General features: G+C 36.1%; 32 protein-coding genes and 1 pseudogene. 6 read left to right on the top strand and 27 right to left on the bottom strand.

Annotated elements, in window-relative coordinates:
* The first annotated feature begins 7 nt into the window (after positions 1-7).
* Positions 8-619, top strand: coding sequence for a TetR/AcrR family transcriptional regulator (locus AC1PJP_RS14655; RefSeq protein WP_199945657.1), 612 nt, complete (start codon positions 8-10; stop codon positions 617-619).
* Between the two features lie 37 nt (positions 620-656).
* Here AC1PJP_RS14655 and AC1PJP_RS14650 read toward each other — a convergent pair.
* From AC1PJP_RS14650 to AC1PJP_RS14625, 6 genes and pseudogenes are all read right to left on the bottom strand, one after another.
* Positions 657-836, bottom strand: a pseudogene (locus tag AC1PJP_RS14650) (hypothetical protein); the annotation flags it as partial.
* A 137-nt stretch (positions 837-973) separates the two neighbouring features.
* Entirely contained in the window at positions 974-2,107 is a 1,134-nt protein-coding gene (locus AC1PJP_RS14645; protein WP_199945655.1) for an OmpW/AlkL family protein, read from the bottom strand.
* Between the two features lie 364 nt (positions 2,108-2,471).
* Positions 2,472-3,668, bottom strand: coding sequence for a S1 family peptidase (locus AC1PJP_RS14640; protein WP_225623320.1), 1,197 nt, complete (start codon positions 3,666-3,668; stop codon positions 2,472-2,474).
* A gap of 412 nt (positions 3,669-4,080) precedes the next feature.
* Complete coding sequence (locus tag AC1PJP_RS14635) at positions 4,081-4,479, bottom strand: hypothetical protein (protein WP_151768688.1); 399 nt, start codon at positions 4,477-4,479, stop codon at positions 4,081-4,083.
* A 228-nt stretch (positions 4,480-4,707) separates the two neighbouring features.
* Positions 4,708-4,944: a hypothetical protein gene (locus tag AC1PJP_RS14630; RefSeq protein WP_013197775.1), complete on the bottom strand. Its 237-nt coding sequence runs from the start codon at positions 4,942-4,944 to the stop codon at positions 4,708-4,710.
* Positions 4,945-4,951: 7 nt separating this feature from the next.
* Positions 4,952-5,161, bottom strand: coding sequence for a hypothetical protein (locus AC1PJP_RS14625; protein ID WP_005305637.1), 210 nt, complete (start codon positions 5,159-5,161; stop codon positions 4,952-4,954).
* A 352-nt stretch (positions 5,162-5,513) separates the two neighbouring features.
* Here AC1PJP_RS14625 and AC1PJP_RS14620 point away from each other — a divergent pair, with 352 nt between their 5' ends.
* Positions 5,514-5,687 carry a hypothetical protein gene (locus AC1PJP_RS14620; protein WP_005305641.1) on the top strand — a complete coding sequence of 58 codons (174 nt, stop codon included), beginning with the start codon at positions 5,514-5,516 and terminating at the stop codon, positions 5,685-5,687.
* 288 nt (positions 5,688-5,975) lie between these two features.
* Here the strand turns inward: AC1PJP_RS14620 and AC1PJP_RS14615 are convergent, their stop codons facing one another.
* From AC1PJP_RS14615 to AC1PJP_RS14590, 6 genes are all read right to left on the bottom strand, one after another.
* Positions 5,976-6,206, bottom strand: a complete 231-nt coding sequence (locus AC1PJP_RS14615) for a hypothetical protein (RefSeq protein ID WP_199945653.1) — start codon at positions 6,204-6,206, stop codon at positions 5,976-5,978.
* Positions 6,207-6,386: 180 nt separating this feature from the next.
* Complete coding sequence (locus AC1PJP_RS14610; RefSeq protein ID WP_005305647.1) at positions 6,387-6,569, bottom strand: hypothetical protein; 183 nt, start codon at positions 6,567-6,569, stop codon at positions 6,387-6,389.
* A 158-nt stretch (positions 6,570-6,727) separates the two neighbouring features.
* The gene (locus tag AC1PJP_RS14605) at positions 6,728-6,868 is read right to left on the bottom strand and encodes a hypothetical protein (RefSeq protein ID WP_013197772.1); all 141 of its coding nucleotides are present in this window, start codon (positions 6,866-6,868) and stop codon (positions 6,728-6,730) included.
* A 206-nt stretch (positions 6,869-7,074) separates the two neighbouring features.
* On the bottom strand, positions 7,075-7,686 hold the full coding sequence (locus AC1PJP_RS14600; protein ID WP_199945652.1) for a glutathione binding-like protein: 612 nt from the start codon (positions 7,684-7,686) through the stop codon (positions 7,075-7,077).
* 71 nt (positions 7,687-7,757) lie between these two features.
* On the bottom strand, positions 7,758-8,105 hold the full coding sequence (locus tag AC1PJP_RS14595) for a DoxX family protein (protein ID WP_227556363.1): 348 nt from the start codon (positions 8,103-8,105) through the stop codon (positions 7,758-7,760).
* A gap of 84 nt (positions 8,106-8,189) precedes the next feature.
* Positions 8,190-8,762, bottom strand: a complete 573-nt coding sequence (locus AC1PJP_RS14590; protein ID WP_199945650.1) for an FMN-dependent NADH-azoreductase — start codon at positions 8,760-8,762, stop codon at positions 8,190-8,192.
* Positions 8,763-8,920: 158 nt separating this feature from the next.
* Between AC1PJP_RS14590 and AC1PJP_RS14585 the strand changes: the two genes are divergently transcribed.
* Positions 8,921-9,838: a LysR substrate-binding domain-containing protein gene (locus AC1PJP_RS14585; RefSeq protein ID WP_199945649.1), complete on the top strand. Its 918-nt coding sequence runs from the start codon at positions 8,921-8,923 to the stop codon at positions 9,836-9,838.
* Positions 9,839-9,897: 59 nt separating this feature from the next.
* On the opposite strand, the gene AC1PJP_RS14580 is transcribed toward AC1PJP_RS14585, so the two are convergent.
* The 5 genes from AC1PJP_RS14580 to AC1PJP_RS14560 form a co-directional block, all read right to left on the bottom strand.
* Positions 9,898-10,959: an MBL fold metallo-hydrolase gene (locus AC1PJP_RS14580; RefSeq protein WP_199945648.1), complete on the bottom strand. Its 1,062-nt coding sequence runs from the start codon at positions 10,957-10,959 to the stop codon at positions 9,898-9,900.
* Between the two features lie 193 nt (positions 10,960-11,152).
* The gene (locus tag AC1PJP_RS14575) at positions 11,153-11,329 is read right to left on the bottom strand and encodes a hypothetical protein (protein ID WP_017481060.1); all 177 of its coding nucleotides are present in this window, start codon (positions 11,327-11,329) and stop codon (positions 11,153-11,155) included.
* Between the two features lie 93 nt (positions 11,330-11,422).
* On the bottom strand, positions 11,423-11,974 hold the full coding sequence (locus AC1PJP_RS14570; RefSeq protein ID WP_199945662.1) for a TetR/AcrR family transcriptional regulator: 552 nt from the start codon (positions 11,972-11,974) through the stop codon (positions 11,423-11,425).
* 633 nt (positions 11,975-12,607) lie between these two features.
* Positions 12,608-13,072, bottom strand: coding sequence for a DMT family transporter (locus AC1PJP_RS14565; RefSeq protein ID WP_199945646.1), 465 nt, complete (start codon positions 13,070-13,072; stop codon positions 12,608-12,610).
* A gap of 9 nt (positions 13,073-13,081) precedes the next feature.
* Positions 13,082-13,516 (bottom strand): DMT family transporter, encoded by a 435-nt coding sequence (locus AC1PJP_RS14560; protein WP_009388349.1) that lies wholly within the window; start codon positions 13,514-13,516, stop codon positions 13,082-13,084.
* A gap of 98 nt (positions 13,517-13,614) precedes the next feature.
* Here AC1PJP_RS14560 and AC1PJP_RS14555 point away from each other — a divergent pair, with 98 nt between their 5' ends.
* Positions 13,615-14,547, top strand: coding sequence for a LysR family transcriptional regulator (locus tag AC1PJP_RS14555; protein WP_479767420.1), 933 nt, complete (start codon positions 13,615-13,617; stop codon positions 14,545-14,547).
* Positions 14,548-14,579: 32 nt separating this feature from the next.
* Here AC1PJP_RS14555 and AC1PJP_RS14550 read toward each other — a convergent pair whose 3' ends face one another.
* Together AC1PJP_RS14550 and AC1PJP_RS14545 are read right to left on the bottom strand one after the other, a co-directional pair.
* A complete protein-coding gene (locus tag AC1PJP_RS14550) occupies positions 14,580-14,978 on the bottom strand; it encodes a CDI toxin immunity protein (RefSeq protein WP_151822941.1) in 399 nt (132 codons plus the stop codon).
* A 271-nt stretch (positions 14,979-15,249) separates the two neighbouring features.
* Positions 15,250-16,107 (bottom strand): SDR family oxidoreductase, encoded by an 858-nt coding sequence (locus tag AC1PJP_RS14545; RefSeq protein WP_192835605.1) that lies wholly within the window; start codon positions 16,105-16,107, stop codon positions 15,250-15,252.
* Between the two features lie 127 nt (positions 16,108-16,234).
* Here AC1PJP_RS14545 and AC1PJP_RS14540 point away from each other — a divergent pair, with 127 nt between their 5' ends.
* Positions 16,235-16,594, top strand: a complete 360-nt coding sequence (locus AC1PJP_RS14540) for a winged helix-turn-helix transcriptional regulator (protein ID WP_005305677.1) — start codon at positions 16,235-16,237, stop codon at positions 16,592-16,594.
* A gap of 106 nt (positions 16,595-16,700) precedes the next feature.
* Positions 16,701-17,135, top strand: a complete 435-nt coding sequence (locus tag AC1PJP_RS14535; RefSeq protein ID WP_005305679.1) for a winged helix-turn-helix transcriptional regulator — start codon at positions 16,701-16,703, stop codon at positions 17,133-17,135.
* A gap of 67 nt (positions 17,136-17,202) precedes the next feature.
* On the opposite strand, the gene AC1PJP_RS14530 is transcribed toward AC1PJP_RS14535, so the two are convergent.
* From AC1PJP_RS14530 to AC1PJP_RS14495, 8 genes are all read right to left on the bottom strand, one after another.
* Positions 17,203-18,453 carry an NADH:flavin oxidoreductase/NADH oxidase family protein gene (locus tag AC1PJP_RS14530; protein ID WP_479767419.1) on the bottom strand — a complete coding sequence of 417 codons (1,251 nt, stop codon included), beginning with the start codon at positions 18,451-18,453 and terminating at the stop codon, positions 17,203-17,205.
* A gap of 8 nt (positions 18,454-18,461) precedes the next feature.
* The gene (locus tag AC1PJP_RS14525) at positions 18,462-18,848 is read right to left on the bottom strand and encodes a helicase (protein ID WP_479753211.1); all 387 of its coding nucleotides are present in this window, start codon (positions 18,846-18,848) and stop codon (positions 18,462-18,464) included.
* 47 nt (positions 18,849-18,895) lie between these two features.
* Positions 18,896-19,759 carry an alpha/beta fold hydrolase gene (locus AC1PJP_RS14520; protein ID WP_013197762.1) on the bottom strand — a complete coding sequence of 288 codons (864 nt, stop codon included), beginning with the start codon at positions 19,757-19,759 and terminating at the stop codon, positions 18,896-18,898.
* 24 nt (positions 19,760-19,783) lie between these two features.
* The gene (locus tag AC1PJP_RS14515; protein WP_282496608.1) at positions 19,784-20,797 is read right to left on the bottom strand and encodes an alpha/beta fold hydrolase; all 1,014 of its coding nucleotides are present in this window, start codon (positions 20,795-20,797) and stop codon (positions 19,784-19,786) included.
* A 251-nt stretch (positions 20,798-21,048) separates the two neighbouring features.
* Positions 21,049-22,677: a GMC oxidoreductase gene (locus AC1PJP_RS14510; protein WP_479767416.1), complete on the bottom strand. Its 1,629-nt coding sequence runs from the start codon at positions 22,675-22,677 to the stop codon at positions 21,049-21,051.
* A gap of 80 nt (positions 22,678-22,757) precedes the next feature.
* A complete protein-coding gene (locus tag AC1PJP_RS14505) occupies positions 22,758-24,218 on the bottom strand; it encodes a class I adenylate-forming enzyme family protein (RefSeq protein WP_192453858.1) in 1,461 nt (486 codons plus the stop codon).
* A gap of 38 nt (positions 24,219-24,256) precedes the next feature.
* Positions 24,257-25,174 (bottom strand): alpha/beta hydrolase, encoded by a 918-nt coding sequence (locus AC1PJP_RS14500; protein ID WP_192453859.1) that lies wholly within the window; start codon positions 25,172-25,174, stop codon positions 24,257-24,259.
* Positions 25,171-26,277 carry an enoyl-CoA hydratase/isomerase family protein gene (locus AC1PJP_RS14495; protein ID WP_005305698.1) on the bottom strand — a complete coding sequence of 369 codons (1,107 nt, stop codon included), beginning with the start codon at positions 26,275-26,277 and terminating at the stop codon, positions 25,171-25,173. The genes AC1PJP_RS14500 and AC1PJP_RS14495 overlap by 4 nt, the downstream gene beginning before the upstream one ends.
* Between the last annotated feature and the right edge of the window lie 37 nt (positions 26,278-26,314).

The following is a 26,314-nucleotide window of genomic DNA, read 5'->3' as shown; positions in this document are numbered from 1 at the left end:
GTTTATAGTGTCAACATCGAGCATAAATCCAACTTCTAGCTATCACCATGGTAATTTGAGAGAAGCTTTACTTATTAATGGCTTACAATTATTAGAGTCTAGTCAGGGTGTTGATTTTAGTATGCGAGAATTGACCCGCATGATTGGAGTATCCCCAAATGCGGTTTACAGGCATTTTGCAAATAAAGAAGAACTACTGACCGCTTTAGCCATATATGGTTTTGAACAATTAATAGAAGCTCAAGCACATGCTATTCATAATGCAACCAACCCCAAAGCCGGTTTTTTAAACTCAGGTAAAGAATACATATATTTTGCTATTAAAAACCCATCTTTATTTAGACTGATGTATAGCCAGTTTGCTGTTGCTCAAGATGATGAAAAATTAAAATCTATGACAGATTTATTCTATACAGGAATGCTATATGCAGCGGCAACAGCATTTCAAACCTCTGTCGATACTGAACAAAGCCAAACGATGGCAAGATTAGCTTGGGGCATGGTTCATGGTCTAAGCTATTTAATTATTGACGGACAATTTAGTCATTTGAGTAATGATGAATTCAACATCATGATCGATAATGTGCTAGAAACAGCAATAGCTGTATCAGGAAAATAGCTGCTTTTAGATTCAAACAACAGCAAGATATGATGAATCAATGTTTTCCTATTCTTATACGAAAACCATGAGGATTTTCATCCGTAATTTTAATTGTATAAAGATATTTAAGCTGTTTTTGATCTTTCCTCATATCAATTTTAACTACCCCAACAGCCTTCTCGCCAACTATATCAACTTTATAAGTATAAAGTGGTCGTTTAGGGATAGAATAATTGATACCAACATATCATACGTTAAAAAAGAAAAACCCTACCAATAATTGATGTTTGGTAGGGCTTTCCATGCACAGAAAATACGACAGGTTAAATCGTAAATTTTCCTAAATGATAGATTAATACTTAAATGAGGATATTAAAAACGATAACCCACACCTAGATATGTAATTAAAGGATCAATATCAACTTTGGTTGAGGCATGAATTAACTGCTTACCTGTTTTGCTATCAATTACATCAATATTTGCGCGGTTATTTAACTTTGCATAGGACACTGAACCAACGGCATACCAATTTGGCGTGATGTCATAAGTAGCGCCTAGACTCACAATTGGTGCAATCGCATCAGTTGCTTTAACCCGAACATATGGATTTGCACTTGAAGTTTTGCCATCTAAAGCTGCACCTGCATTGTTATCTAGTACATTCTGAATCATATGCCCCGCAGCAATTAAGTCAGAATTAATTTGGTCGTTTAACTTAATGTTAGAAAAGCGTGAATACATAATTCCGGCTCCAATATATGGACGGAATTTATTTACTCCTGCCTTACCAAACTGATATTGAGCCTCTAATGCTGGAGTCCATGCACGCACCGTAGCAGCTTTCGATTTATTACCCAGATTAGTGATTGGAATATCTTGTAATAAATCAAGTTTATCCCCGATAACCAAAGCAGCTAACCCTTCAGGATTTGCAAAACCAGATAACGGCGCGTTGATTTCTCCTTTCCCCTTAATATCAACTTTTGGAGGAATCCCACCGATTAACTGTAAAGACACGTTCTCATTCACATAGTAATTAAACATTAAACCCAGAGTGTCTACGTCTTCTGCTTCAAGCCCTGTGCCTTTACCTTCCCATTGTTCTAATCCTTTAATGGTTGCTGTACCAGTGATATCTGGCGAAACCATGTCATTTTCATCTACAAGCCCTAATAACTGACCAACCGATTGTTGCTGATTGCCGTTTTCATCGACTGGATGACTAAATACCATATCGAGAACTTCTTTGGCATTTTCCCCAGTTGATAATGTTGCATTAGGGTCTATTGATTTCATAAATGCTGAAGTAGAAATAGTTCCGACTTTGGCAGTGGTTCCATTTGCTACAGCAGTATTTATATTGAATGGATTTGCTTTCCCTTGTGGCATGACATGCAACCACCCAGCAGATACAGAAAACCGTTTAAATTCTGCATGTGCTGTTTGAGTTCCCGTTACAAAAGCCACGGCGAGCAGATTTCCGCCTATTAATTTTAAAATATCCATTTTATTTCCTTTATTTTATTTAAGAGGTTTCCATTAACCTCTTCATTTAAAATAAAGATTTTTTTAACTTTTGGTAAAATTTTCCGATAAAAAGCATTATAAAACAATATATTAATTTTAATTAATTTATTTTAATTGATTGAAAAATATACAATATAAGTGAATTTTCTATGGGAATTTATAAATTAAAAAAAAGCCCACCTTCCGATGAGTGTATTTTTACTGGGATTAAAGCCTATTTTATTTTTCTTACATTTCACCCATAAAAAACTCCGCTAAATAATTTTTTAGCGGAGTCAAAAATACAGAATAGTCTGTATTTAGATTTAATCAAAAAAAATGCTATCGCATCTATGGAATTTAATTAATAAATGAAAGAAAAACCATTTTCATAAATTTTATCTGTAGGGACATAGTAATATCCTTGACAAGCACCTGTTACATCATCTATTGCTCCGAGTGAAAGAATACCACTGGCAATCGTTAAAGCTGTAAATACGGGCCCACCACTATCACTACCACCACAAGTAGACGTATTTACATCTACCCAAAAACTGCCAGGAAATAGAGGCGCACCAGTATTAGGATCATATTCTGGAACAATTACACCCACACCTCTAACAGTACCGCAACTATATCCTGTTGCATTACCATAGTGACAAACACTATCACCAACTCTTGTTGCAGATAGAGTACGTCGACCAGTAAGTGTTCTAGTGGTGGTTGGTCCTACGTAGAACTTATTGGTGATATTGGCTGTTGTACTATTCCACTGAAGATCATTAGACTGTGCAAACGGAATCTCACCTACAAATGTATATGGAGTTCCATCCTGTTTACTCTTGAAGTTATTAGGGCAGTGAGCAGCTGTACTCATGTACTTTGTACCATTGGCATTTTTGATGCCAAAACCTGTAGTACAATCTGCATACATTGTTGAGCTGATTTGTCCTGCAACAAAAGTTCCACCATTAGCATCTACAAGAGGCTTTACAGACCAGTTAACTAAATTAATTTCTAGCGGTAAGTTCGGGTTGTTCCATTCAGCTTTGATTTGATCTATTTTTCTTTGGTTCTCTGTTGTTTGTTTGCCCTTTACGCGAACATAAATACTTCCACTTTTTTCGTCATATCCAACAGTTTGAACTTTAGAAAAATATTTACTAGCTAATTTAGCAGCTTTATTTAATTGTCCTTTAGCATTCTCTCTTGTTTCTTTAGCTCCGTATTGAATTTCTATAGGCAAATTGCTTTTTGAAATAGCATTCCCTACCGCTACATTTCTTTTCTCATTCTGGCCATAACCTTTGACTCTAACCACAATTTTATATGTAGGTGCGTTTTCCACGTAAATACCACCTATACGCCCTTTAAATTCTTTTTCAATAGTGTCGAGTGCCGAGTCTCGGTTAGCTTCTAATACTAATGCTTTATTTGCTTCTGCTGTACTTACGCCATGCAATAAAGAATAGCTTCGAATATCTTGTTCAGCTCCATTATTTGGTGTAGCGAATGTATAAGTTGAGGATATTAAAATTGTTAGTGCTAATATTTTTTTCATTTTTTACCTTCTGGTCAAAAAAATAAGATTCAAATATAACGATATATTGTTTCTATAAAAACCAACCAAATTTTAAACATGAGGTGCATAACCTCGGGTATTCACATAATGTTTCACCATTAAATATAATATTTCTAAGGAAAAATTAGAGAATTACAATTTATAAAACAAAATATTCTTAACCGTTATTTTTTGTTTATTTTTTAAATAGTCTTTTTGCTTAACTTAGTGTAAGTATTAGAAGTTATAAGATGATGTCTCATAAACAATCAATAAGCTGGGGCTATCTTGTACCATAATTCCTGAGACTATCTGGTTGTAAAATATTATTTTTGATGCTGGCTCATTAATAAACCAAACTTACTAGCTATTATTTTTTTGTTTTAGAGCGGTTACTGCCCTGTCAAGATCGTCACAGCAAATGTTTATAACTCTGCTTACCACACTCATACGGTGTATCTTTTAATTCTTCCAATTCCTCTTGTAATTTTTGTCGATCATGTGGAAAAATATTCATAACATCCTGTTTTTTCAATCTAAATCTTTCTTTATTTAACTTCATAAATTCAATCATTGGTTTTTGTGCTTTCCCAACATCACATAAAAGGTCTGCTATTCTCATCTGATGTTTAAAGCTGACTTGTCCTGCCGAATGAATTCCGCTTAAATAATTTTCTAAATTTTGTTCAGCAGTTCGATAATTTTCTATCAATTTTACATAAGCTTCGATTTTCTCTTTTTCTAATTTTTCAGCATGTAAGTAAGTAGAGCTTAAATAAAATAAGATAAGGATAATTGAAAATAGTTTCATTTTTATTGGACGTAAAAATTCTTTGGATTTAAATTATAAATCAGAAACTCTAGTCTCAATAAACACTACTACAATAAAAAAGCCCATCTTCCGATGAGCTTTTTATTTAATTAAAATTAACGGTATGTATTAGGCTTTAAATTCTGCTAATACTAGGCTTATAAAATCTATGATTTAAATACAACGACTATTTATTAAAAAAAAGAGCACCTAAGTGCTCTCTTGTTCTTATTGATTTTTGGATAAGGCAAAATTTATTGCCCTGTCATATGCGTGTTCTTGTAACTCGGTATACACATAGAAATGCTGTTCTGTCTTGGTAACAGGATTAATGAGTTTCATTGCTTCATAACTATGAGTATTTAAATCATTAGGATCAACATCAAATGCTTCTAATTGCTGCTCTCTCCACTCACCACTTAGAACACCACCCACACAAAGCCATTTTGTTGAATTGTCTGACATATCATGTTTACTCTATATAATAGCTGTTGCCATCGGAACTGTTGAAAACCAAATTTAAAGTAGGGTAAATACATTCACCTTTTAACAAAATATATTCAACTTTGGGTCTCTGAACTCTAGATGAATGACCGATTTTATTAGTATCTACTTCTGTATAGTTTGCGTGCGCTCTTTTTTCTTTACCTTGGAAATCAATAATTGTAATTTCTTTTAGCATTAATATGCTCCAATTTAATCATACATATTATGCCCAACGATATTTTTATACTATCAATATTTTGTAGACACTAGTTTGAATTAATTTTTAAAAAACTATCAATCCAAAACGTGGAAAAAATTTATATATGTGTACTTTGTGTACCCCTACTTGAAAGTTGGATAAGGTCATTTCAAAATTTAAAGGATAAGACTCAACAGGTTATATATAATTGATTTTATTTATGAAATAAGTTGTCGAGATAAAGATCTTTTCCTAGACAAATCAACACACATGAGTCTTAAAACTACCGCAATGTAAAGGCCTTTAAACTGTACTATCAACTCTCCCTAATGAAGATAAGAAGATAAAAATGTCAGGTTTTAAAAGTTTTTCTCAAAATACAACTAACCACGCTAATATCATCAAATCTCAAATGAACAAGCATCCTGCAACACCACCTACTGAAACTCAACCTTCAGAAGTTCCAGGCACAGTAAAAGATCTGCCTGAGAATAATGAACAACCTGATCCTAATAACAAATAATTTCTTATTAACAGTGCCTTGGATGTTGTTTTGAGGCTCTGCTACTATAAAGAATAAATTAGTGCACTGATTTATTATACTATTAACTACTTTTATCAATTTGATTTGTTTAGTTATTTAAGAAATTACAGCCATTCATTCCAGAAAATTGATATGACTAGTCTCTCAGATATGAGGGGCTTTTTTAATTATTTTTACTTAACCAGTAACCAGTAACCAGTATTTAGCCGACTCCGCCTAGAAAGATTAAGCCCACCATAATTGGCAGGCTTATTTTTAATATGTGAATTATGAAAGATAGGGATGTTTTTTCGCCAAGTGATCATTCGCTATTTTTGTAATTTCAAAATAAGATAATTCTGCACAAAGCCAAAAACGATATATATTTTCGCCCACTAAGTAACTCTGGCGGTTGTATGTTGATTGTTTACTTGCATCTATTTCACTGGCTTCAAAGTAAGTACCTTCACGGTCATATACAACTTCACCATCTAAATCACCGCCAATACAAATGAACATTGTAATAATCCATAAATTTATGAAGATCAGCTTAACACATATAGAAAAAATCCCCCCAAAATAAGGATACTTTGCGGAGCTTTATTTACTGTAAACAGTCAGGAATTTTTAGTCGTATTGGTTAGGGTAGATAAGCTTTATTAATCGAATATCATCATACAATTCGATAAAAATCGAATATCAACTCTTGATTGAACTTTCTATTTGAATTTTATACTTAATATTTTTCTCCTCATCAATATAGGATAGTAAATGTTCATCCCTTCTTTTCCTTAATTTTCCAATTTCTGAATCAATTTTTGCAGTAATCAACGATTCCTCTTCTTGCTCCTCATTAGGAATGTACTCACTTATTGATTTCATACTTTAACACTCCTGTTTTACTGCATTGTTAGTTTAGAACAACTAAATAAACAAGTGCATTAGAGTGTTTTTTATTATTAAAAGAAAATTTGAAATCTATAAAACAAAAAAGCTCATCTTCCGATGAGCTTTTATTTAATTAAAATTAACGGTATGGATTAGGTGTTAAATTCTGCTAATACAAAGTTTTTTACTATTTCATCAAAATTAGGTTTCAGAAGAGTTAGCTTGCTATCTTTTATAGTTTTATACCAATAACTTGCTGCAACTCCCATACTGAACAAAGCTAACAATTTCATTGCTCACCTCACTTATTGGGAAGAGTGAAACTTAAAGTATCATTCACGTTTGTAGCATTCCAACTCGTTTTAGCGAGGTTTCTGTATGTATTTTAATCAATGTGTAATGCAAATTAAGCTTTATAAAATACATATTTCTATAATCTATTTTATGACTATAAAATATAAAAGAGGAACATCCATATGTTCCTCTTTCTACATGAAATTTATTTCAAAAAACTTGATTCAAACTCTAGAACCTCTTGAACAGAACTTCTTTTTTCCAAGTTATATTCTAAATTGAGAATCTTAGGCCATTTCTCTAAGTCTATAGAAAAATAGTCACACCAATGTAGCATCACAAAGAAATAGAAATCTGCGATTGAGACTTCATTGCCGTTTAAATACTGATTTGATTGAAGTTTACTTTCAAGAAAGTCAAAACTTCTTGATAACTTTTGTTTAGATACTTCAATCCAAGAATCAATCTTTTCTTTGTAGAAAAAAGCAGAGAAATTTTTATGTATATCCATACTAATAAATGACAATAAACTCATCATTTCATAACGTTCAAAAGAACCAACTTTGGGAATTAGATTTTTCTCTGGAACCAAGTGAGCTAAGTAAGTCAGTATCGTTGTAACTTCGGTTAGGACTTTACCATTTTCAAGCCCAAGTGCAGGAACTGCTCCTTTAGGGTTAATCTTTAAATAATCTAGTCCAGATCCCGTGATTTTTGTTGATAAATCTACAAACTCTGTATCAAATACTTGTCCAGTTTCTTTTAAAGCAATATGAATCGCCATTGAACAGGCATGAGGATAAAAAAATAATCTCATTGATAACAACCATTATTTAAATAGAAAAAATAAAGGTAAAAATACAAATATGCACTTTTACCTTTTTGAAATTATTTAAGTTTCTTATCTACACTAAGGCCACCTGCGCCAAAGATAACAAGAGCCAGTAGACCTCCAGCCATTGAAATGTTTTTCATAAACATAATTTGGCTGTTCATATCAGAACCACTGTGAAATAGCACTGCTGCCACTAACGAGAAACCCAACAATAGAAATGCTGCAAGTCGTGTTTGAAGACCAATCAATACAAGGAAACCACCTCCAAACTCAACCAGAATTGCTAATGGCAATAATGCAGATGACACTCCCATAGACTCCATATATCCAGCATTACTCGAATATTGAAATATCTTTCCTAATCCGGATAAGACAAAAATTACAGATATCATTACCCGCATTAGAAGTGATGCAAATCCAAATACTTTTGGATGTTGGATAATTTTTTCGATTGCGTTATTAATTCTAGTCATAATTATTCTCTCTCAGTTTGGAGCAGGCATAGCAAACATTTGTGGAATACTATTAATTGCTTTACTAATTGATTGAGAACGAGTTGGAAAAGCCATTCCTTCAGCACGTACTACAAATACGTCTTGTATACCTAAGAAATTAAAAATATCTTTTAAATAAGATTCTTGATGATCCATAGGAAATTGATCACCATAAGTACTACCGCGAGCACTCACAATAATAACTTTCTTACCAGAAACTAAACCTTGTGGCCCATTCTCTGTATATCTAAAAGTCCGACCTGCAATTAAAATTCGGTCAATCCATGCTTTCAATGTAGTGGGAATACTCAAGTTGTACATCGGTGCACCTAGTACAAAAATATCTGTTTCTTCAAATTGTTGAAGAATACGTTCATCAACTTGTGCTTCTTCACTCAAACTATCAAAGTGTTTTGAAAAATGTGGAAGTGGTTCTACATGCAAATCGCGATAGGTTACCTCTAAAGGACCATGTTTTTTTAACTCTTGAACTACTGCTTGCCCAATCTCCCGAGTAGCCGAGAATTCACCGAGAGCACTTGAGTCTAAATGTAAAAGTTTCATTTCATACCTATAAGGGTTTTAAGTCGTGAAATGAGTTTATTCGTTTTATATTTGCCACTTAAGCCCTATAATCGGGAACATATGTTGCAAAAAATGCAACCAACAAAGATAAAGTTCGAAGTAAGATAAATTATTGGTTCATTAAGGTTAAAACACCAATGAAAGATTTAAATGATTTATATATTTTTGCTTTAATTGTCGAACATGGTGGTCTAAGTAAAGTAGAACAAAAAACAGGTATATCTAAATCAAAATTAAGCCGAAGACTTTCAAATTTAGAGAAAAATTTAAACGTTAAATTATTACAACGAGACTCGAGACAAATTAAGCTTACGGCAATCGGCGAGCAGATTTATCAATATGTACAATCAATGCTTTTAGAAGCGCAAACTGTTTATGACTTAATAGATCAGTTGCGCGGCGAGCCGATTGGATCAATTACTGTAAGCATTCCTATAGATGTTGCAGAAAGAATTATGCCTCTCATTCTTCCTGAATTTATGGATAGATACCCTAAGGTAGAAATTAAATTTATTGTCACTAACAAGAGAGTTGATATTCTTAAAGAATCTGTCGATATCGGGATCCGTATTCGACAAAATTTAGATAGTGATCAGAATTTGGTTATGAGACATCTTGGCTATACACAGTCAGTGTTGGTTGCTAGCCCCCACTATCTTAATCAATATGGCCTACCTACGCATCCCACTGAGTTAAGCAAACACAAACTTTTAAGTAATATCGAAAATGAAAATCAAACTTGGTTCTTTAGCAATCAAACTATTAATGAAAACGTAAGTTTGCCTATAAAACCATTTATCAAAGCTGCCAGTTTAACTTTGCTTAATTGTTTAGCTACCGATGGAAAAGGTATTGCTTTGCTGCCTTTGTTAAAATGCAAAAGCCTCATCTTAGAAAAGAAACTTATCGTGGTTTTACCTGAATGGGAACTTCCAACTGGAAATTTTCATTTAATTTTTCCATCCCGAAGTGGTGCTTTGCCGGCATCAAAGGTCTTCCTTGATTTTTTGATAGAAAAAATTCCTCCACTGTTAAAAGAAATGCAGGATATTTAATTAATCTAAATATATAAATAAAATGTCTATACCTATTTATATAGGTATAGACATTATTACTATTGATAGGCATACATTAATAGAGCTGTGATTTCTCCATTCTTTGGAACTGAGCTTTCAAACCCATAATATTGTCCATATTTTGGTCGCAAATATTCAGTTGCCTGATTACCTAGTGCATCAAGATATGCTGGGAGCTGGGCCATATGTGAATTTGTTTTCTGAGGATTAGGAGCTCCTACTCCCCACTGCACTACACCATATGATTGGCCCACTGCTTGTTTCATATCTTTTAGGAACTCTAAATAGAAATCTACATCAGCTTTCGATCCGACATTACCGTGACCACCACTCAGAAATACCCAATTTAAACTTTTTAATTCTTTTAAATTTTCTTCAAAATAAAGAGGAACTTCAGCACCAGCGAAACCCCAATAAGGTAATTGATCGGCATTTATTAGATCGGGAATATGTGCAACTTTCTCACTTGGAATTAACCAAACACCTGTATCAGCAGTATGTGCTGCATATTTGAAACCATGTACTTGAACATTCACCCCTTCAAAATTAAAACTACCATTTTTAAAAGGAATTGTTTCAGTAGGTTTTGGTAATTTACTTTTAATTCGGTTTAAAAGCTCTGCTGTAGCATCAGATGAAATAATACGTACTTGGACACCTGCCTTTTTAGAAGCTTCAACAATTACTGGAGCTGAGCTGATATGATCAGCATGTGCATGTGAATAGACAATTGTTGTAACAGGTAATTTTGTTACCTCTGAGATAGCTTTTAAAATCTTTTCTCCAGCATTTTCAACTGGATCAAATAACAGTACTCCTTTTTCACCCACATAAAACATCGTTCCATAAAATTGGGATTGAAAAAAATAAGTATGTGCTGTCATACGTTGCAGTACATACTCTTGCTGAAGATTTCGGTTATATAGCCGATCAATTTTTTCCGATGGATTTAAAACTTTTTTACTCGATTGGGTAACATAAACCGCATTTACGGTAGAGGGAGCTTCTGGAATATCTATCGTACTTTGAGCATTGGCTCCATGACTTATGTTCAAATACATTAAGCCTAGTAGTGTTGTATTTAAAAAGATCTTTTTCATTCGAAACCTCAGATATACAATTAAATTAAATGTTCTACACTTGATAAAAACATTCTTATATTTCTGATTTCGAAAGATTAAAACAAGCTACTAAACTAAGAACTTAAGTTGCAAAAATAAGAACAGTCAGCAGTTATTTTTAACTTACTATTCTCGTATTAATAAATTCTTTTTTAAATATAAATGCTCAAAGCTATTTTCTAGATTCGTAACAAGCTTTTTTTAAGTTTTCCATTGCCTCTGCTGGCATAGGTGCTGTCATCATTGCATGATAATTCATACATTCTGGGGTCTCTTCCTTTTGCACATTCTGATTAGTAACACAGGCAGAGATAATAAAAGGGATAGATAATATTCCTAACAATTTCATAAGCAAACTCCCAAATTATGATGAAATAATTCTATTTTAATATATGTTTGATTTTGTTAAATATACTCAAAAACCAAACAACTAAAACCATGTTCAATTAATAGTAAAAAACCTCTCCACCACCACATCCCTTTCATCCAAACGATTTGAGCTTAAAATCTGAAACATCAAACCATCAATTAAGTTTAAAACCATATTGGCATCGGGTTTTAGTGTGCTGTTCTCTAAACTAAAAACCAGATCAAAAAGTTCTCGAAGCAACCATTTTCTATACTCAATTGCCATTAGGTAGGCCTGAGAGTAAATCTTTTTAATTTCAAAAATAGCTTTAAGCAATAGATAGTACCTACTATTAAAATTGACATGTAAAACAATAATCTCTTTGAGTTTATCGCTTGAGGTTCGGTAACGACTTGAGTAAATAATTGCTAGTACTTCTTCTTTCAGGCGGCTTTTTTGAAAAGATACACACCTTTCAATAAGCTGCTCTTTTGAGTGAAAGTAGTTGTAAAAAGTGGCTTTAGGAATTTTGGATTCTTTGGCAATTAAGTCCACGCCCGTATTGTGAAATCCATAGAGATTGAACAGCTCTATTGCAGTATGAATAACATGTAATTTTTTGGAAGATGTTTCTAAAGTTGGCATAGTTTTACCGTTATAAATTCTTGTTGTTTCAAAAGAGATAAAAAAAGCCTGTGCCTTCTCTGGGAGAAAAAAACGCACAGCAAAGCCGTAAAGACTGTGCTTGGCACATCTCAAGTTTTATTGTTGCTAAGTTTTAGACGTAACGAATTAAAGTCCGATAAGCCTATAGCTCATCAAACTGCTTTAAATTGATTTAAGTTGTGTCGAGATAGATTTTGATTTTGACAGTGACTGCCAATAATTTATGAATGTGCATAGCCAACTCCTTCTTTTGGGAGTTCTGCCGAAACATTATAAATTATGGTGGCAGAACGGAAGCGGGTTGACGGACTGGGTAAGACTCCAGCACACCCGAAGGTGTCCCACTCCCGTCCTACCGCTACGAGAGGGGACGAGAAGTCTACACATAAAAGTATTCCTCAGAAGGAATAACTCTGATGCAGTCTTACTACGCGGTCCGTCAAAACCGACTGGCAATGTAGGCCAGCCCGCAAATGGTAATCTTCAAAAATTAAGGTGTCAATGTGAAATTGGCTAGAAATTATTTAATTAATTATTGTTTTTCATTTAATTACACAATTAAGAAAAACCTTAAATATTAACTTAATAAAACCCTCCTGTTTTATAAACATGTTAGCTGTTAGGTTCAACGTGAGTCGTTTTACTACTTGAATATATAAAATAAAGCGCAATCGCTAAACAAATGAGCGCGCCCAATCTATAAGTTGAAAAAGGCAGAATTTCATTGCCAAACCAACCAAAATTATCAATTAACATACTCATGAGAAGTTGCCCAAAAATAACCGCAACAGTTGCAACAGCCGCCCCAATTCTCTGTACTGCTAAGACCATAATCACAATATAGGGAACGCCACACATTGCACCCAGTAATTGCCATTTAGGTACATCTAATAGGGTTAAAGTTTGCTTGGGTTCAAAATAAAAAATCAGTAATGCGGTAATTAAAGCACCTACCGAAAACGTTAAAAATGCACTACGGAATACGCCAACTTTACTGCCAAGCTGTCCATTAATTGCCGCTTGTACACTGAGTAAAGCACCGCCGATGACTGCCAATAAAATCATAAATATAGTCATATTTCCCCCTTATGCTTTTGCGACTAATGAAAGTGCAACCACAATAAAAACAAGCGCAAGCACACGTTTTCGATCTACTTTTCTATGTGGGGTTCCGAGTAACCCATAATGATCAATAATCAGGCTTTTAAAAACTTGACCAGCCAAAATCCCAATCATGGTCATGGCAATACCAATAATCGGCGCTGTGATGGTGAGAATAATGACGTAGATCGGGCCAATTACCCCACCCAATAACTGCCATGATGGAAGAGTAAAAAATGAGGGACTATTGCGAGGACTAAAAAACAACATAAGTAGAAAGGTAAGTGCGGCCCCTACACCAAAAATACTAAAAGTGGCCCACAATTCTCCAACTTGCGTACCTAATGGCCCTAAAAGACCTGCTTCTACCGATAGCCCCATCCCACCTAAAATGGTTAGAAACAGTAATAGAATTTGCATGAACATTGCCTCATGGTATTTAGGCAACGAATCATAGAGTAGCCAATTCAGCAGAAAAACAGCATAATCCATGAATCACTTTTGCAGAAACTGCACAGATGAATTTGTCAAATTCAATTGATATTCGTACCCTTCGCTTTTTTATCAGTGTATATAAAACTCAAAACTTCTCTGTTGTGGCGAGAAAAGAAGATGTTTCGGCATCGATGATTTCTCGGACTATTCAACAGTTAGAAGATGCCTTGGGACAACAACTTTTTTATCGAAATACACGAGCAATCACACCGACCGAATCGGGTAAATTATTTTTTGAATATGCCAAAAAAATTACGGAGCAATTTGATGAAGCTCAAAAGGCGTTGCAGGATAAAACTGTAGAACCCTCTGGGCTGGTCAGAATTAATGCTCCCGTATTTTTTGGTCAAAGGCATATTGCACCGTGGTTAGCGGGTTTATCAGAACGTTATCCACGGCTTTTAATCGAACTGATTCAGACAGACGAATTTATAGATCCTCTTCGGGACAGTACTGATTTAATATTTCGCATTGGAACCCTCACAGATTCATCCTTTCATGCGCGTATTTTTGGCACACAAAAATATCATTTGGCGGCCTCTCCTGCTTACATTGCTAAATACGGTACTCTTGATCATCCCAAAGCACTCAATAAACATAAATGTTTAGTCTATAAAGGGTTTGAAGGACCTAACCGTTGGTTAATTAGAAAACCAAATGAGGAATGGGTACATTATCCAATTGTGCCTTTACTTGCTTCAAATAATGCTGAGAGCTTAATGACGGCGGCACTCAATGGGATGGGAATTGTTTTATTTCCTGACTGGCTCATTGGTGAGGCATTAAAGCACGGCAAATTAATAAAACTTTTACCTCAATATGAAGCATCTATTAAACCTCAACCACAGCACATCGCAGCAATTTATCCTAATGTGCGTCATCCGCCCTTAAACATTCGGGTAATTATTGATTATTTTGCTGAAGTCTACGGTGAAACACCTTATTGGCAGGATTAATTTTTCTTTTAATTACACAATTAAGAAAAACCTTAAATATAAGGTTTATTTAAGTTAGGATTAAAAGCCACTCTAACGGTGTAAGTTGGAAAAAGTGGTTCTAACAGGATAGTTTCATTAAAAATAAAGACTTTAGGACATAGAGCCATAACATCGTATATATTTTCGATTATTAATGTCAGCTTAGAAGTAAAGACTGGAATATTCTGATCATCTGCAACGACATAGACATTTTCATTCTGAATCGTTTGCATGCTTTCTAACAACTCTTCCATGTCATCAAAATCTTTGAAATCTATATTTTTCCATAAAATATAGTTTTGTTTTATGGGATACATATTCAACTTCGTATAAACATCTTCTGCGTCTATATCACTAATAATTTGAAAATCATTTTTGAGTGCTTTTTTACATTCTTCAAATAAAGACATATCTTTTACCTAGTTTTCTTTTAACGATTAACAATATATTTCACACTCATTTTATAACTTTTTAGCTATTAATTTATTGTTTTCATTTAATTATATATTTCAGTAAAGTCTACATCTCAAATAAAGTTGCACTATACATCAGGAAAAAATCTGATCGGGTCAACTTACTTTGCACATTAATGATGGAAAACCTATTTATTTAAATATACAAAAGGCCTAAATCTGAACAATTTAAGCCTTTTTGCTTTTAGATAAGAACTATAGCGTTAACTTAAGATAAGAATTCTTTAATCGTCTCTTGCATACTGGTAGTGGCACGACCAATTAACTGATGCAGATCTTTGCTATCACTATACAAGCCGCCTTTAGATACGCCTTCATCTGAATCTGCCAAAATGCCAGCAAACCCTTCTGGTATACCCAATTGTACCAAGAGTGCTTTATATTCCTCTTCTGGTAGGTCTTGGTAAATGACTTCTTTTTTGCTAATTTCACTTACCCATTTTGCTACATCATCAAGGGTATAACTGGTATCGCCCGCTAGTTCATAAACTTTATTTTCATGCCCGTCTTGCGTTAATACTACAGCGGCAGCAGTCGCATAGTCTAAACGTGAAGCAGAAGCAATTTTGCCATGATGGGTTGCCCCAAAAATTTTGCCATGTTCAACTGCTTGTGTAAGTCCCATTGCATAGTTTTCGCTGTACCAGTTATTACGTAATAGCGTATATGGGATATCCGATTTTTTTAAATATTGTTCAGTTTCAACATGTTCTTGTGCTAATAGAAGTGGTGATGTATCTGCATTTAATAAACTCGTGTAAACAATAAATTTTACGTCTGCAAGTTTTGCCGCATTAATCACATTTTGGTGTTGTACTGTACGTTGACCAACTTCACTCGATGAGATTAATAAAAGCTTATCAATACCAGCCAATTGAACCGAAAGTTTATCTGCGTCATGGCCATAATCAAAAGCACGCACTTCGATCCCTTTTGAGCTTAAATCTGATGCTTTTTCTGGATTGCGAACTAATGCGACAATATTTTTTGCGTCAGTCCGTTCGAGTAATTGAGAAATAACCAATTGGCCGAGTTGACCTGATGCACCAGTAACTGCAATACGCATGATGATCTCCATCTGATGTAGTTGATATATTCCAATCATCGTAGTACCTTAACTTACTAAAAGTAAGTACTTACCTAAAAGTAAGTTTAGAAACAAATGTAAACTTTTGTAATGAAGGTGGTACGCGATGAAAGGATACGTTTTTGCAGCAGATTGTCCCTCTCGAAAAATTTTATTAACTCTCACGAGCCGTTGGAGTGTCTTGATTTTAGTTGCACTTCGAGATCAACGTCTGCGTTTTAATGAGTTAAAGAAAATTATTGATGGCATTAGTGAAAAGATGTTGGCACAAACCTTAAAAACGCTTGAGCACGATGGTTTTATCGTACGTCAGGATTATGCAGAAATACCACCTCGTGTAGATTATCAATTAACAGACTTTGGACGCGAGGCTTCCGAACGACTTTTTGATTTAACTACTTGGCTTGAAAATAATTTATCCAAGTTATTAGAAAGTCAGCCTAGTACAGACATAGTTCAAAATTGACTCGGGACATAGAGTTATTATTGTATATCTAGCATTCAAACTCGCTTAATTCGCTATTTTGTGTTAGTATTGTTTTAGTAGTTACTATTGAGTTTATTAATTCGATATGAGTAAAAATAGCAATCTAGAAGTCTGCCCAATCGCCAGAAGCCTTTCTGTACTAGGTGATGCGTGGAGCATGTTGATATTACGAGATGCTCATGCGGGTTTCACTCGTTTTGATCAGTTCCGTAAAAGCTTAGGTATTGCACCAACCATGCTAACAAAACGGTTATCTGTTTTAGTAGAAGAAGGCTTACTCGAAAAAAGACAATATTCTGAACACCCACCACGTGAAGAGTATGTATTAACTCAAGCAGGTAAAGATTTTTTACCAGCTTTATTTGTGATTGGTGCATGGGGTCGAAAATATAAACCCTTTGAGCAACCTGAGAAAATGGTAACTTTCATTGATGCAGAACAAGGCACTGAAATCAAACCTATTGTAATTGACCAAGTGACGGGAGCCGAAATTGGTACTCGCCCGATCAGTCAAAAGTAATGAATGATTTAAATATAAAAGCACTCAATTGGAGTGCTTTTTATTGGCCTGATGTAAAGTAAATGGGTTATTTTGCTCGGCTACGTTGGGTGGCATAAGTTCCCCAACCACTGAGTAAAACTGATTTAATAAATGCCCATAACCCACTTTCCTTAGGTTTCGGCTCTTTACCTTTACCAATCCGTTTGAGTTGTTGGGTATACCAAAGTACTTCCATAATCCCCAGACTATCAATTTTTTTGATGCCAGTTTTGATGGGTTGCACTGACTGAAAACCATTTTTTCCTGCCAGTAAAGATTTGGGTACATCAGGTTCAATTGCCATAAGTCTTGCAATTCCAATGACATCACATGCATGGGACTGCAAAGCTTGATTCATACCTTCTACAGTTCGGAATCCACCTGTTACCATCAACGGCGTTTTTACGAGTAATCTCACTTTTTCTGCGAAATCAATAAAGAAAGCTTCGCGTGCGATTGTCGATGCTTTTTGTGGAGCTTTGGCTACACCAGATTCGTAAGTACCACCCGATATTTCAATCAGGTCAATGCCTGCATTCGCTAATGCCTGAATGGTTTCTAAAGAATCTTGCTCGGTAAACCCGCCTTTTTGAAAGTCTGCCGAGTTAAGCTTAATCGCAATAGGAAACTCTTTACCGACTTGTTTTCGGATCTCTGCATAAACTTCCATTAAGAAACGGCGACGTTTTTCTGGTGTACCACCCCACTCATCATTTCTTAAATTGTGCAAAGGTGACAAAAACTGGTTAATCAGATAACCATGAGCAGCGTGAATCTCAACTCCACTAAAGCCAGCCTTTTTACATATCGCAGCGCTACGCCCAAAACGCTGAATAATTTCTAAAATCTCTTCGTGTGTTGCTTCATCAGGTGTTGCAAATAAAGACTGCATTTCTGCACCAAATGGCACTGCCGATGCAGAAATATTCCGTACATTTAATCCTTTCGGTGATTGTTTTCCCGGATGATTTAACTGTGCCCACAATTGAGAACCTTGTTCGGTCACGGTTTTTGCCCATTTCTGTAAAATTGCAAAATCACGCTCATCCTCAACCACCACATTGCCGACCTCACCTAAGGCTTTGCGGTCAATCATAATGTTGCCAGTTATGATCATCCCAATCCCTGATGCGGCCCAACGCTGATATAGCCGAACATGTTTTTCGTTTGGATTATTTGAATAGCTGGCTAAAGTTTCACTGGTTGCAGCCTTCGCTAACCGGTTTGGAATGATGACACCATTCGGTAAAGTTAAAGGCTGATTCAAAAGATTCGTTTTTAATTGCAGATGAGTCATGGCTTATCTCACACAGTTAAAGAGGGTTTTGAATGGGGTTGAATAAAGTCCACTAAACTTTGAAACCACATCACATCCACAAAATTTCCGGTAATGACAAGGTCTTGTGTTTTAAGTGCAGTTAAAAAAGTGTTTACACTGTCTTTCGCTGACAACACGGCAAACCCTTTGCTACCCGTTTTAAACGTAAAGGTAAAACTTGGTGATTTGGTTAGCCCTGAGTAAGAGTTAATCTTGCCATTTTTCACTTCGAAATAGCGGCCTTGACCACTTGCTGTTTGAATCTGAAAGATGACATTTTTATCTTTCACATAAGCTGCACATTTCGGGTTCTTTTTTACAGCACGCTGCATGAGCTTGGTCAGCATCCACAGCAATAATTTAAATTTCATCATTTCTATCTTCTTGATTCATCAAATTGAATGGACCGAACTCATGGGCATTATTCATCTAAAAACTGGATTGCATGTTTTACGAAGCGTTCAGGGTACTGAAATTGGGCACCATGTCCTGCATCGGGATAAATAAATAGCTGAGCGTTTGGAATGTTAAGTGCCATGTGATATGCATTGATGGTTGGAATCATCACATCATCGACACCATTTAAAATGAAAGTAGGTTGTTTAATCTCACGTAAATGTGCAAAAGGATCTTGTTCATCAAGTTTAGGTAAAAAATGCATATTGGCTTCTATCTGTGCCTGCATGACTTCAACTGAACTTGCTGGATCTTGGTTTTTACGCTCATGGCGACGTTGCCAAAATTCATGCCCCGCCTGAATAGCGGCTTCAGATCGGCCAAAAAATAAAAAGAGGAAGTCTTCTTCAGATGGCACAGCAGTTGTTGCATGTTTCAATACCAATGCAGCTACTTCTGGGTCATCACCGCGTGGTTTGCCACCTCTTGGTCCCGTACCTAAAAGCATTAGTTTTCTGACGAGTTCAGGATGGCGGCGTACTAAATCTTGTGCCTGAAACCCGCCCAGTGAAAAGCCTAATAGGTCAACCTGCTTTAAACCTAATGCACGAATGACTGCTGCCGCGTCGTCTGCCATATCTTCAATGCGAGTACGGGGCTGGCCAGTAGATGAAGCAATGCCGCGACCGTTAAACAAAATGACTTCACGCCCTTGCGCTAAACCATCAGTAATCAGTGGATCCCAATTGTCTAAACCACCTCGGAAATGCTGAAGAAAAAATAGCGGTGCTTGCTCTGTATTTGCATTACCCCATCGACGATAGGCAAAATTTGCTCCATCTACTTCAATGAATTGGGTCTCGGCTGTTTGGTGTGTAATTGTTGTCATGGTCATAGTCCTAAATTTAAGTTCTTATTTAGCTAAGAATGTAAGTGATTGTTTTACAAAATCTTCATTAAACTGAAATATTCCCCCATGACCTGCATCTGGATAGATTACAAGTGAACTATTCGGTAAGCGCTTTGCTAAATCATAAGTATTTACTGTTGGCACCATTCGGTCATGATCACCGTTGGCAACAAGAACAGGTTGTTGAATCACAGAAAGGTCAGCAGGTTTTTTACTTCCCCATTTTTTTAATGCTTTAAGCTGGGCACGATAGGCAGAAATGGTAATTTCTTTATCCCTGTTTTCAGTACGTTCATTAATACGTTGAATAAAGGCTTTTGCAGAAGCTTTACCATTTTCTGTACGAGTGAAGAAAAGATAAACCTTAGGGTCTTGACCAGTCACCATTCCACGAACTAAATCCCAATTAGAAACTCGCCCGACTGTACTAATTCCAGTACCGCCCGCAGGGCCAGTTCCCGATAAAATCATTTTTCTAACCAAATTCGGCTGTTTTAGCACAATCTCTTGTGAAATCATGCCGCCCATCGAAAAGCCAAATAAATCAACCTGTTTAAAGCCTTTTGCTTGAATGAAAGTAATCGCATCATCTGCCATTTGTTCAATTGACTTTGCTGGTTCACCAGTCGAAGCACCAACGCCGCGATTATCAAACACAACAACATGATGTTTTGCCGCAATTCCATCAATAATTCGTGGATCCCAGTTATCTAGTACAGCAGCTAAATGGTTTAAAAAAATGACAGGCGTTCCACCGTTTTGTTGACCATATTCTCGATAAGCGAAGTTAACGCCACCTGCATTAATAAATTGAGTTGGGACATTTGTCCAATTTGTATTGAGTTGGGGATTTTGACCTGCTTGCTGATTGATAACACTGTTTTTTGACACTTCATTCGCCTTAGTAAAAGGGGTGCTAAAAGAGAGTGATTCCACAGTCTCTGCCTGAGTTAAGGGAGCACTAAAAATAGATATCGCCGTCAAACTCATAGCAACTGTATTTAATAAAAAATTCATTTCTCTGATCCTCAAATTTAATTCATTGATCTGATTCATCTGTTTTTATGAGTGATCTTTCAAAGAGAGAAAAGATAAAAACAGAGTAGGTATCGATTTAATATTAACTATATATTGATAAATTCCCTTTGTCACTATCTTTTTAGTACTAACTATTATTTACTTGAATTTCTTGTAAAAATTAAATGAAATAAAAAAGGACTGCTTCGTGTTGATACACAAAACAGCCCTTAAAATTACTGATCATCAGTTCAAGACTTAAAGGTTGGATATCTGTAGGGTTCTATTACTTTAGACATTGCATATTCAGCTAAAGCAGTAATTGTTAAAGCTGGATTTACCCCAGGATTTGCTGGCATTGCTGATCCGTCACAAACCAATAAGTTTTTATATCCAAATATTTGTAAATTATGATCAATCACACCGTGAGCAGCATCTTTTCCAATGACAGCCCCACCTAAAACATGTGCTGTCGTCGGTATATCAGCTATTGCTTCTAAAATATTACTCTGTGCAACACCACCTGTATAATCAGCTACCCACTGTGCAGCCTGATTGGCAATATCAATATATGTTGGATTTGGCTTATCACTATTCTGCTTAGTAATTAATTTATATCCAGAACCAAACCAACGCTTTTTAGGTAAAAATTGGATTGAGTTATCTAGAGATTGCATTACCAACAACGTAATCATATGCTGACTCCATCCAATAGGTGACACTGTTTTCAGCCATTGTGCTGGATGCCGCACAATTTGCCACAACCATTTGAGTGGGCGTGTTAATCGATTTCCGTTACCCACTAAAACGGTATACATCAAACTCATAAAGTCCGCATGTCGTCCATAGGTCAAAAACTCAATATGTGTGTTTTGATCAATATGTACACTGCTACTTGCAGTAACGTCATTCCACGTTTTTAGATCTTTGGGCAATCTTACATTAAGCACAGATTCACTATTGGTACGCACCAATTGTCCCAATTTATTGCTGATATCCGGTAGTGAACCATTCAATTTACAATTGGCTAATAATTCATTGGTTCCCAGTGCGCCTCCTGCAAACACGACACCTTTAGTCGAAAACGTAATTTTTGTAGTAAAGAACAACCCTTTTGTTTGAACTGTAACGTGATAGCCATCACTTCCATCTGATGCATTTAAAGGTTTAATATCAGTGACTTGATGTTCTGGAAAAATTTTAACGCCTTTCTTTTCAGCAAACCATAAATAATTTTTACTTAATGAGTTTACTGCTCCGACTCGACAACCAACCATACATGCGCCACAGCGAATACATCCAGTGCGATCTGGACCATCTCCACCAAAATAAGGATCAGGCACTCTTTTGCCTGGCTCACCGAAAAAAACACCTGTAGGAGATCGTTTAAATCCATCACTACAATCAAAATGAGCTGCCATTTCTCTAGCAATATTTTGATTTGTAGAATCAAATTTAATTGTCTCTACGCCCAGCATATATTCGGCTTTATCGTAAAATGGAGTTAAAACCTGTTGCCAATCATCACTAAGATGATTCCACTGAGGATTTTTGAAGAACTCTGGTCTAGCCCGATAGAGAACTCCCCCATAAACCGTACTACCACCACCAACAGCAGATTGGCTAGGAAAAAAAACATGGCGAAAAATCTTCATTCGCATGATTCCTTTCCATCCAATTGAAGGTACCCATAAAAATTTACTGAGTTGCCAAGTCGATTTAGGCAAGTCCTCATCTTTATAGCGTTTTCCACGTTCTAATACGGCAACTCGATAGCCTTTTTCAGCTAAGCGTAAGGCAGATACGCTACCACCAAAACCAGAACCTATAACTACCCAGTCGTAATCAAATAATGGGCTGTCAGAAGAAGTGTTTCGCATAATAATTCCTCACTCTAGCTTGTTATCTTTTGGACAACCCATTTTTTAGATGCATGACGATATTTAGTAATTTCGACATTTTATGCTCCCTGAACTTGATATAGCCCACGAAGCTTAGGTTTATCAATTTTACCAACTGCATTTTTAGGAAGAGTCGGAAGAACAATCACTTTTTCTGGTTGCTTATAACGAGTCAAATGCTGCTTACAATACTGATTTATTTGATCAATTGAACATTCAGTATTAGGCTTAAGGGATATAAATGCCCAAACTACTTCCCCCCATTTTTCATCAGAAACACCAATCACAGCCGCTTCAAAAACTTCGGATACCTCAAGCAATGTATCTTCAATCTCTTTTGGATAAATATTTTCGCCCCCGCGAATAATCATTTCTTTTAATCGCCCAACGATTGAAAGATATCCCTCATCGTCAATTCGACCTATATCACCTGTGTGTAGCCAACCATTTACAACCGTTTTGGCTGTTTCTTCTGGTTTATTCAGATAACCCCGCATAACGTTTTTACCTTGAATCAACACTTCCCCGATTTCACCTACAGGTAAATGTCTTCCATTAAAATCAGCTATAGCTATTTTTTGACCGGGTAATGGCCGTCCTACCGTTCCAGCTTTTCTAATACCATTCACTGGATTTAATGTAGAGCCACATGTACCCTCCGATAAGCCATATGCTTCTACTATTGGAAAACCATATCGCTTTTCAAAATTAACGAGTAAATCAGCTGAAGCAGGTGCTGCTCCACAAACGCCATAACGTAAACTAGATACGTCTGGCACAACCTCTTTAGGCAAGGCATATAACATTGCGTAGATAGTAGGCACAGCTGAAAAATAAGTCGGTTGCAATTGCTCTATATCAGAAAAGAAAGTTTCTATATCAAATCTTTGACGGATGGTTACACGGCCACCAGAAGCAAGAGGAACAAGAATACTCACAACAATTCCATTGACGTGGAATAAAGGTAAAATCAAAAGGCAGTGGTCTTTTTCAGATATTTGTAATCCCTCACGCCCCATTTCAGTCATCGCTATAATATTAGAATGATCTAACATGACTCCTTTTGGTAAACCCGTTGTACCACTTGTATATATTAATAAAGCCAATGCCTCAGGATTAACAACTGGAGCATGTTGAAACTCATCACCATGCTTGAGCATAGTCACAGCTATTGAAGAGACATTATTATCGATTTTCTCACCTGTTAAATTGATGAGTAGTTTTGCTCCTGAATCCTTTAACTGATGATTTGCTTCTTTGTGCGTAAGCATAGGATTAATTGGAGTTATAGCAGCCCCTAAATACCATGCGGCAAACATGGCAACAACAAATTCAACTTGATTTGGTAGCATAAGTGCGACAACGTCACCCTCACAAATACCTTGGCTATTCATTGTGCCAGCTGCTCGAAGAACAGCTTTATGAAACTCATAATTAGTTAAAGAAATGTTCGAGTCAGAAATGCAGTGAGCATTTGGGGCTTCCTCTGCCCTTAATTTAGAAAGCATAGTAAATTGCATAGTAGTTCCTTTACAAATCTAGATGAAATCTCAGCAAGTTAATTGAAATTTTGCTTAAGGAATTGAGTTTGATCGTTAACCAATTGCTCAAAAGCCTCACCTGTATAAAAATCAAAATGCCCTGCTTCATAACGTTTAATGACCCCACGTGGAGCATGTTTAACGAGTTTTAAAGTTTGGCCCGCTGGTGTAACTGTATCGGTATCACTTACACAAAAGAGTATTGGGCTTTGGATTTTAGATGCGACTAATCCAGGTCGATATCTTAGAATTTCTGGAATAATTCTTGCGGTTAAGTAATTTACGAATTCGACGCCTTCTGGCATTAATGCTAGATACCCCTCTAACGCATCATGAGCGTTCATAAGAGCGGGCTGTCCCGGAGGAGCTGCAATTGGCACCATGACTGGCGGCAATCCAAATAGTTTTGCAAATAAATCTTTGGTTACTACTGGAATTACTCTTAAGGTATCTTTTAAGCCTAGTGCAGATGCTGAAGCTAAACCATCTGTGAACGGACACTGTGCAATTGCGGCTTTAAGTTCTGGATGTCTGCTCGCAATAGTAATTGCATGCCCTCCACCGAAAGAACTTCCCCAAATTCCTACACGTTCACCATCAAGCGACGGATAGCTTTTTACAAATTTTAAAGCTGCTTCCCAATCATCTAATTGGCGATTTACAGACATGAGTTGACGAGGTTCACCACCACTGTCACCAAGATATCGATAGGTAAAGGCTAAAGCAGCAATACCCGCTTGGGCAAAACGTTCTGCGAAAGCATCTAATCTCATTTCTCGGATTGCACCGATACCATGCCCAAGCACAACTACAGGAGGTTTGGTTACGCCTTTAGGTAGAAACAGCCATGCAGAACAATAAGTTTCACCTGAATCAAAACGAATATCTTCTTTAATGACCTGATATTTAGAAGCATTTACTTGATTTTTATTCATTTTTTATTTCCTTCAGACGCTAATGGAAGTGAGCCACTCTTTAAAGTCTCTTGAAATACTTCAGCATCATAGAAAGGTAATTTTTTACGTTGATCGGTTTGCTCTAAATAGCCTTTCATGAGCTTTTGTGCTGTCTCTGTTGGGGATATATGAATAAATTCAGTTCGCTCTCTATGCAGACCTTCTTCTAATGTTTCCGACCCACCAAAATATGCTGCTCGCTTAATTGCAGCGCGTGCTGTTTTAGGACGTTTACTCAAATAAATTGCTCGCTCTAAAGCTTTATCGATCAACTGATCTTTAGGCACGACTTCATCTACATAGCCAATTTCTAACGCAACTTTTGGAGATACAGGTTTTCCTTCAAGCATCATCATTAACGCTCGATGAGTTCCCACTAATCTCGTTAATCGCTGAGTACCTCCACCACCTGGATTAATACCCAGTAAGATTTCAGGTTGGCCAATCACATAATTGCCATCAGCCATAATTCTGATGTCACAGGCTTGTGCAAACTCGCTACCCAAACCCAGAGCAGAGCCATTTAATGCTGCGATAAAAATCACACCACTTCTATTCATTCGTAAAAAAGTTTCATGCAATTTATCTAATTGCATACCACCATCTAAAGGGGTAAGTTCCGCTAACTGCTCTAAGCCTGGAACTCCTCGAATACTTTTAGATGTACGTGCAACCAAAGAAGAAGTTTTTAGCCCCAGCTTTGGAATACTAGCTCCACCTTCTTGTAACCAACGGACATCAGCATGGGCAATAAAATAATCTGGATGATCCCCAGTAAAAATTACTGCCTCAACAGAGGTATGCTTTTTTTCAAGGTCATCTAATAGTTCAGATAACTCTTCAGCCATATCTAGTCCCATTAACTGATAAGGACCACCATCTAAGTGAGCAATGAGCACATTGTCATGAGTTTCCAATTTAATGTGCTTTCTCTGTATTTCACTATTAATCATTTCAGAACCCTTCTTTATTTGACTAACATTAGCCTTGCTATTACTTGTATTTAACGACTGAGAATAATGACTACAGGCCGCTAAACTTATTGCTACTGCTGACAAAACAGCACTTTTAAGTATCTTCATGATGCAATCCTAGTCACCACATTTTATGTCTCTAAGC

The sequence above is a fragment of the Acinetobacter sp. V116_7 genome (assembly GCF_056735735.1).
This window is presented reverse-complemented; position numbering and strand designations above follow the sequence as displayed.

Bases quoted from the DNA above. Each gene is read 5' to 3' on its own strand.
- AC1PJP_RS14545 (WP_192835605.1), bottom strand. From the start codon at position 16,107: ATGCGTATTGCAGTTACTGGTGCATCAGGTCAACTCGGCCAATTGGTT.
- AC1PJP_RS14610 (WP_005305647.1), bottom strand. From the start codon at position 6,569: ATGAAATCAATAAGTGAGTACATTCCTAATGAGGAGCAAGAAGAGGAA.
- AC1PJP_RS14625 (WP_005305637.1), bottom strand. From the start codon at position 5,161: ATGCTAAAAGAAATTACAATTATTGATTTCCAAGGTAAAGAAAAAAGA.
- AC1PJP_RS14620 (WP_005305641.1), top strand. From the start codon at position 5,514: ATGTCAGGTTTTAAAAGTTTTTCTCAAAATACAACTAACCACGCTAAT.
- AC1PJP_RS14605 (WP_013197772.1), bottom strand. From the start codon at position 6,868: ATGAAATTGTTAGCTTTGTTCAGTATGGGAGTTGCAGCAAGTTATTGG.
- AC1PJP_RS14540 (WP_005305677.1), top strand. From the start codon at position 16,235: ATGAAAGGATACGTTTTTGCAGCAGATTGTCCCTCTCGAAAAATTTTA.
- AC1PJP_RS14595 (WP_227556363.1), bottom strand. From the start codon at position 8,105: ATGCGGGTAATGATATCTGTAATTTTTGTCTTATCCGGATTAGGAAAG.
- AC1PJP_RS14600 (WP_199945652.1), bottom strand. From the start codon at position 7,686: ATGAGATTATTTTTTTATCCTCATGCCTGTTCAATGGCGATTCATATT.
- AC1PJP_RS14510 (WP_479767416.1), bottom strand. From the start codon at position 22,677: ATGCGAAACACTTCTTCTGACAGCCCATTATTTGATTACGACTGGGTA.
- AC1PJP_RS14495 (WP_005305698.1), bottom strand. From the start codon at position 26,277: ATGAAGATACTTAAAAGTGCTGTTTTGTCAGCAGTAGCAATAAGTTTA.
- AC1PJP_RS14555 (WP_479767420.1), top strand. From the start codon at position 13,615: ATGAATTTGTCAAATTCAATTGATATTCGTACCCTTCGCTTTTTTATC.
- AC1PJP_RS14645 (WP_199945655.1), bottom strand. From the start codon at position 2,107: ATGGATATTTTAAAATTAATAGGCGGAAATCTGCTCGCCGTGGCTTTT.
- AC1PJP_RS14580 (WP_199945648.1), bottom strand. From the start codon at position 10,959: ATGAAAAAGATCTTTTTAAATACAACACTACTAGGCTTAATGTATTTG.
- AC1PJP_RS14565 (WP_199945646.1), bottom strand. From the start codon at position 13,072: ATGACTATATTTATGATTTTATTGGCAGTCATCGGCGGTGCTTTACTC.
- AC1PJP_RS14550 (WP_151822941.1), bottom strand. From the start codon at position 14,978: ATGTCTTTATTTGAAGAATGTAAAAAAGCACTCAAAAATGATTTTCAA.
- AC1PJP_RS14615 (WP_199945653.1), bottom strand. From the start codon at position 6,206: ATGTTCATTTGTATTGGCGGTGATTTAGATGGTGAAGTTGTATATGAC.
- AC1PJP_RS14560 (WP_009388349.1), bottom strand. From the start codon at position 13,516: ATGCAAATTCTATTACTGTTTCTAACCATTTTAGGTGGGATGGGGCTA.
- AC1PJP_RS14570 (WP_199945662.1), bottom strand. From the start codon at position 11,974: ATGCCAACTTTAGAAACATCTTCCAAAAAATTACATGTTATTCATACT.
- AC1PJP_RS14640 (WP_225623320.1), bottom strand. From the start codon at position 3,668: ATGAAAAAAATATTAGCACTAACAATTTTAATATCCTCAACTTATACA.
- AC1PJP_RS14535 (WP_005305679.1), top strand. From the start codon at position 16,701: ATGAGTAAAAATAGCAATCTAGAAGTCTGCCCAATCGCCAGAAGCCTT.
- AC1PJP_RS14525 (WP_479753211.1), bottom strand. From the start codon at position 18,848: ATGATGAAATTTAAATTATTGCTGTGGATGCTGACCAAGCTCATGCAG.
- AC1PJP_RS14590 (WP_199945650.1), bottom strand. From the start codon at position 8,762: ATGAAACTTTTACATTTAGACTCAAGTGCTCTCGGTGAATTCTCGGCT.
- AC1PJP_RS14630 (WP_013197775.1), bottom strand. From the start codon at position 4,944: ATGTCAGACAATTCAACAAAATGGCTTTGTGTGGGTGGTGTTCTAAGT.
- AC1PJP_RS14635 (WP_151768688.1), bottom strand. From the start codon at position 4,479: ATGAAACTATTTTCAATTATCCTTATCTTATTTTATTTAAGCTCTACT.
- AC1PJP_RS14500 (WP_192453859.1), bottom strand. From the start codon at position 25,174: ATGAATAAAAATCAAGTAAATGCTTCTAAATATCAGGTCATTAAAGAA.
- AC1PJP_RS14515 (WP_282496608.1), bottom strand. From the start codon at position 20,797: ATGAATTTTTTATTAAATACAGTTGCTATGAGTTTGACGGCGATATCT.
- AC1PJP_RS14505 (WP_192453858.1), bottom strand. From the start codon at position 24,218: ATGCAATTTACTATGCTTTCTAAATTAAGGGCAGAGGAAGCCCCAAAT.
- AC1PJP_RS14575 (WP_017481060.1), bottom strand. From the start codon at position 11,329: ATGAAATTGTTAGGAATATTATCTATCCCTTTTATTATCTCTGCCTGT.
- AC1PJP_RS14520 (WP_013197762.1), bottom strand. From the start codon at position 19,759: ATGACAACAATTACACACCAAACAGCCGAGACCCAATTCATTGAAGTA.
- AC1PJP_RS14585 (WP_199945649.1), top strand. From the start codon at position 8,921: ATGAAAGATTTAAATGATTTATATATTTTTGCTTTAATTGTCGAACAT.
- AC1PJP_RS14530 (WP_479767419.1), bottom strand. From the start codon at position 18,453: ATGACTCATCTGCAATTAAAAACGAATCTTTTGAATCAGCCTTTAACT.